Origin of the sequence: Azohydromonas australica DSM 1124 (assembly GCF_000430725.1) — a bacterium.
Lineage (GTDB): Bacteria > Pseudomonadota > Gammaproteobacteria > Burkholderiales > Burkholderiaceae_C > Azohydromonas > Azohydromonas australica.
This window is the reverse complement of sequence record NZ_KE387227.1, coordinates 5,763-11,230: the sequence shown is the minus strand read 5'-3', so window position 1 is coordinate 11,230 and position 5,468 is coordinate 5,763. Positions and strand designations below refer to the sequence as shown.

The following is a 5,468-nucleotide window of genomic DNA, read 5'->3' as shown; positions in this document are numbered from 1 at the left end:
GGCGAACATCCACGGATGGGCGCCGCCGAGCAGGTAGGTGTTGACGTGGTCCAGCACCATCAGCACCAGCGCCAGCCACTTCAGCGTCTCGACGCTGCCCGCCGGCAGCGCGAGCGGCCGGCGGTTTCCCAGCGGCAGGACCGCGCTCATGGCGCGTGCGCCGCCACTTCAGGGGCCGGGCCCCGGTTGGGCGACTGCTGCGGCGTGGGCTGTTGCACCACCGTGGGCGCCGGCGCGCGGCTCGGGGCGGCCTTGTCGTAGACCTGGATCTTCGGCAGCGGCTCGCCGCGGGCGAGCATGCCGTCCACCCTCTTTGCCATCACCGCCACCGTCTTGTCGATTTCGTCCTTGGGGTAGCCCTGGTCCTTCATCACCGAGCGGGCCATGTTCAGGAACTGCTCACGCGTCGTCTTGCTTCCACCGCCTGCCGCAGCTTGCTCCGGCTGCGCTGCCTTCGCTGGCTCCACGGTGTTGGCCGGCTTCTCGGACGCGGGCTGCTGCTGCGCCGGCTGGCGCTGCGGGGCGAGCTGCTCGCGCGCGGCCTTCAGGCGTTCCTCGTCCTGGCGGCTGGGGGAGTAGCCCTGGACGTGGATGCCGCGCAGGTTGCCTTCCATCCACGTCGCGCGCTGGAACTCCAGCGTGCCGGCGACCTGGATCTCGCGCCAGCCCTTGGCCTGCGCCAGATCCACCATGCCACGCACCACCTCCGGGGCGTCGTAGCGGCTCTCCAGCCGCTTGCCGTGGTCGGTGAAGGCCACACGCAACTGCCCCTTGTCTCCCCCGATGCGGTACTCGTCGGCGGGCTTGAGTAGCGTGCCCACGCTGGCCACCTCGAAGCGTTCCTGCAGCGACTTCAGCAGCTGCTCGCGGTCGGGCTTCTGAGGCGACGTCGGTGCAGCGGCCGGCGTAGGCTTCTCCGGTTCCGGCACCCGTGGTACAGCGAGCTCAATGGTGTTGATCACGTCCGGTGCGACTGGCTTGGTCGGTGCCGCCGGTGGCGCCGAGGCCTCGGCGGGCGCAACGGTCAGGGTCGGTGCAACCTCCGGGGTCTTGGTCTGCGTGGGGGTCACTTGCGGCGACGGCTGTGGTTGCGACGCTAGCTCGTGCGCGTACAGGCGCCCGGCGTTGTCGGGCCGCTCGATGATGGCCTTGGCGATCTGCTCGCCCACCATCTCATGCAGTTGGGCGCGCGTCACGCCGACGTGCTCGCGCACCACCTTGCCGTCCGGGCCGTAGGCGTGGAACTCCACCTTGGGCAGTTTGAAGTCCTCGTCCTTGAACTGCAGGAACTGCACGTAGGCCACAGGCCTGCCATCGATCTCCATCAAAGGCGCGCCGCGCTCTTTGGCCACCTCCACGCCGCGTGCTGCGATCTCCGCAGGCGTGTAGGTCGGCATGCGTGGACCCCACGCATTGGATTGCTGCTGTTCGCTCACGGTGATGCCTTTCGGGGGCTGGGGAGGATTGATGTCGTGCAGGCCCACCGCCCTGCCGGGCATCTGCTGCTTGGCCTGGTCGTAGCCGGCCTTGAAGTCGTCGGGGGGTGACAGCAGCAGGTGGCCGTAGCCGCCCGGCTCGCGGGGGTCGCGCGTCGTCATGGCGACGTGGACGGACACCTCGCCCTCGTGCATCAGGACCTTGGGCATTTCCTCGCGCTTGGCCGAGAAGAAGGCGGCGCCGGCCTGCGCCGCGTCGGTGTAGATGCGTGGCTCGCGTCCCTGGGCCTGCAGTTCGTACTCTCGGTCCATGGCTACCTCACTGCTGCGCCACGGTGGCGCGCGGATCGTCCAGCGAGCCCGGCTGCGGCTCTGCGGCGTACACCTCCACCTCCACGCGGCGGTTGGCCGCCCGGCCCTCGGTGGTGTCCAGCGGCGCCACTGCATCGCCTGCGGCCTGCCAGGTGGTGCGGATGCGCTGCGTGGGCACGCCGAGCTGCACCAGCAGCACGCGCATGCTCTCCGCACGCGCGCGGGCGATGCGCTCGTCGGTCGGGTTGGCCTGGGCCGCGTCCGTGCGCCCGCGCACCCATACCAGCGGCGCCTGGGCCGCCGAGGACAGGATCTGCCGCGCTGCCGGCGACAGCTCGACCCGCGTGCCCCCGGTGCGGAAGCGCACCGTGTAGACCAGATTTGCGCCGCGCCGCACCCCTGACAGGTCCGGCACCGGGCCAGCGATGGTCTTGAGCATCACCGGCTCGTCCATCAGGCGCTGCGCCGCCGCGGTGCGCCGCTGCAGTTCCAGCTCCTGGCGTGCGCGCTCGAGTTCGACCCGGGCACGCAGCATTTCGATGTAAGCCGGGTCGTTGGCCGGGCGCTTCGTTGCCTCGCTGGCCTGGGGTACCTTCGGTGCCGACGAGCAGCCGGCGAGCAAGCAGGCGGCGGCCAGCGCGCCCATGGGGATCAGTCGTTGCATGGTGGGGATCTCCAGTCAGTGAGGCAGCCCGGACAGGTCGATGTCTTCCTGGGCTTCGGCCGCCGCATATGCAGCGGCAAAGTTCGCCTCGTCCACCGAGGCGGGAGTGGCCTTTTTCTTGGCGCGCGGCGCGGCCTTCTTGCGCGCCGGCTTTGGCTTGGGCGCTGCTTCTTCAGGAGAGGCCTGATCAACCACGGAATCGCGCACCGCGTCGAAGAAGGCATCGGCATAACTCTCTCGGTCGGCGTCCGTGGGCTCCTTGGGCATCGGCGGCATGACCTTGAAGTCGTGCGCGTACAGCGCCGCCGGCAGTGGCTCCTTCTCGCCCTCGCCGGGCTGCAGGTCGCGCACGCAGTCGTTGATTCGCGCCACGTGCGTGTCCAGATCCAGCGGCGCCACATCGGGCGGCGCGATCTTGCTGCGCCGGTTGAGCTCCGGGTCCTGGTCGTAGTTCGCGCGCCCGCACAGGATCGGCAGGCACTTCTCCATGACGATGATCTGCTTCGTGTCAGGCAGCCGCTTGATCTCCTGCGGCAGCATCAGCGGACGCTTTTGCTGCTGCTCGCTGGTGCCCGTGCTGTGGCCGCCCTTGCCGGTGCTGCTGTTGCGGTTGCGGACCTTCTCGGTGCAGTTGTCCAGCATGCGCGAGTACTGCTCGGCGTCCTCCTGCTCCTTCGGGGGAAAAAGCACTTGCATGCCCATGGCCGTGCGGATCGTCTTGGCCGTGTCCTTGCCGTACTCGAAGGCCACCTGCGACTCGCTCTGGCAGATGATGAGCACGCGCATGTTGTAGCCCGGCATCAGGCCGATGGAGCGCGTGAGTACGTCGATGCGGCCTGGCACGGCGAACTCGTCCAGCAGCAGCAGGCACTGGTGCTTCAGTTCTTCCGGGTTGTCCTCGGGCTTCTCGCGCGTGTTCAGGTTGATTGCCTGCGTGAACAGCAGGTTCACCAGCAGCCGCGACGAAGGCACGTTCTCGAAATTGATGCACAGATACAGCGAGATGAGGCGCTTGCGCAGGTCGCGTAGGTCGAAGTCGTTGCCGCTGGTGGCTGCGTCCACCTTCGGGTCCATGAAGATCGTCAGTGGCGCATTGAACGTGGACAGGATGCTGCTGAACACCTGGGCTGCGTTGGCGAGGAAGCGGTTGAACGCATCCACGCACTCGCGAGAGAGCGGGCGCTTCTGCTTCTCGCGGTCCGTGATCAGCTCGGCCACGTAGGTCTGAAACGGCTTGCCGTTGCCCGAGGCAATGCGCAGCATCTGGCCGAACGTGCGCGGCAGCTCGGGCGTCTCCAGCAGGTACAGGCCGATGGCCAGGAACAGGTTGCGCGCCGAGTCCGCGAAGAACTTGGAACTGCCCTGGCTGTCGCCGGCCGGCTCCGGGTAGACGATGTTGCCGATGGCCAGCAGGTCGCTGACACGGTGCAGCGCGTCCGTGCGAACGTACCCCAGCGGGTTGTACCTGGAGGTCCGGCCCGCCTCTTCAAATGGCGAGAAGCGGTGCACCTCTTGGCCGCACTGCGCACGAAATCCTGCGGTGAGTTGCCAAAGCTCGGTTTTGAAGTCGAGGACCAGCGCGGACCCGTTCCAGTTGAGCAGGTTGGGCACTGCGATGCCGCGGCCCTTGCCTGATCGCGGCGGCGCGGCGACCCAGACGTACTGCTGGCCCGGATAGGTGAGATACCGTCCCCGGTACTTCCCAATGATGATCCCGTCACCGCCGAGCAGCTTGGCGTCCTTGATCTCGTCGATGTTGGCGAAGCGAGCGTCTCCGAACAGTGATCGGCGCCGGGCCGTTGCGCCAATTGCCAGCAGGGCCGGTAGCAGCGCGCAGGTCACTCCGTAGCTCACACCCATGCACTTCTGCAGCCGCGTGCGCTGCACGGGATCGTCGCCGTACTCCCGCCAGTACCGGCTTAGGCTGGTGAGCTTCACATGCGGCGCGGTCTGAAAGATGGTGCGCTCGTTGACCGCAGCGAACGAGGCAGCCGACAGCCAGGTGCCAGCTGCCACGCACACGGCGGCAGCGCCAGCGACGAAGGCGAACTTGAAGCCAGTGCGAGTGCGCGAGTCCATCAGCGCCCTCCGGCCGTCGTCATCGCCAGCTTGCGCACGGGGTCGTAGTAGACCTCGCGGATGTGCCGTCCCGTCCCGTCATTCCCGAACTGCACCACGATATCCACCGTGAGCGTGAGCAGCCGGCGGATTTCGTCAGACGACAATCCGGAGCCGCCAGGGGACTGGCGGATCATCAGCGTCATCTGCTCGAACGCCTCGGCGCAGGAGCCCGCGTGCAGCGTCGTCATGCTGCCCGGGTGTCCGGTGGCCGCCGCGCGCACGAAGAAATAGCACTCCGGGCCGCGCACCTCGGCCAGCAGGATCACGTCGGGGCGCATGCGCAGCGAGCACTCCAGCAATTGCGCCGGCGTGACGTGCGCCAGGCCCTGCCCGGTGTCGCTGTAGAACAAGTGCGCTGCCAGCGGGTGGTTCGGCGTGAGCAGCTCTGGCACGCTCTCGATGGTGACGATGCGTGTGGTCCTGGGCATTTCCTCGGCCATGGCCTTGAGGACGTGTGTCTTGCCGCTTCCGGTTTGACCGCTGATCGCCATGGTCTGCCGCAGCTGCACAGCGCGGCGCATGAACTCCGCGAAGCGGCCCTGACGCTTGAGCTCCAGCAGCTCCAGCTGGAAAGGCTGTAGTTCGGTGCTCGCCTCCACCACGCGCGAGAACAGGCCGCCAGCCTCCAGGTCCTCCAAGCGCGGCACCACCGATGCTGGCTTGCGGATCGTGATGGAGACGCCGTCGCGGTTGGTGGCCGGGGGAATCACGAACTGCGCGCGCTCGCCGCCGGGCAGCGTGGCCGACAGCAGCGGGTGCGCTTCATCGATGTCCTGATTGCACAGCGTGCCCACGGCGCGCGCCAGCGCCCAGCAGCGTGCGTACTCCATCTCCGGGGCCTCATGCCGTTGCCATCCATCGCGGTACTCCACCCAGACCTCTGCGGGCCGGTTCATCACCACTTCCAGCACATCGGTCCGGTCCAGGAAGGGCTG

5 protein-coding genes are annotated in these 5,468 nt (G+C 67.9%); all 5 read right to left on the bottom strand.

The genetic code is table 11. From position 1 onward, the window contains the following. Positions 1–150, bottom strand: a 150-nt coding sequence (locus H537_RS56990) for a TraX family protein (protein ID WP_375136368.1), incomplete at its 3' end; no start/stop codon positions are given. Continuing rightward, on the bottom strand, positions 147–1,748 hold the full coding sequence (locus tag H537_RS0140135; protein WP_029002321.1) for an LPD7 domain-containing protein: 1,602 nt from the start codon (positions 1,746–1,748) through the stop codon (positions 147–149). The genes H537_RS56990 and H537_RS0140135, both read right to left, overlap by 4 nt. Before the next feature lie 7 nt (positions 1,749–1,755). Beyond that, positions 1,756–2,412, bottom strand: a complete 657-nt coding sequence (locus tag H537_RS48655; protein WP_064736143.1) for an OmpA family protein — start codon at positions 2,410–2,412, stop codon at positions 1,756–1,758. A gap of 15 nt (positions 2,413–2,427) precedes the next feature. Continuing rightward, the gene (locus H537_RS48650) at positions 2,428–4,491 is read right to left on the bottom strand and encodes a type IV secretory system conjugative DNA transfer family protein (RefSeq protein WP_051244765.1); all 2,064 of its coding nucleotides are present in this window, start codon (positions 4,489–4,491) and stop codon (positions 2,428–2,430) included. Further along, positions 4,491–5,468, bottom strand: a 978-nt coding sequence (gene virB11, locus H537_RS0140120; protein WP_029002320.1) for a P-type DNA transfer ATPase VirB11, incomplete at its 5' end; no start/stop codon positions are given. The genes H537_RS48650 and virB11, both read right to left, overlap by 1 nt.

What these genes read in the sequence shown, in the direction of transcription:
- H537_RS48650 (WP_051244765.1), bottom strand. Translation starts at nt 4,491, where the DNA reads ATGGACTCGCGCACTCGCACTGGCTTCAAGTTCGCCTTCGTCGCTGGC.
- H537_RS0140135 (WP_029002321.1), bottom strand. Translation starts at nt 1,748, where the DNA reads ATGGACCGAGAGTACGAACTGCAGGCCCAGGGACGCGAGCCACGCATC.
- H537_RS48655 (WP_064736143.1), bottom strand. Translation starts at nt 2,412, where the DNA reads ATGCAACGACTGATCCCCATGGGCGCGCTGGCCGCCGCCTGCTTGCTC.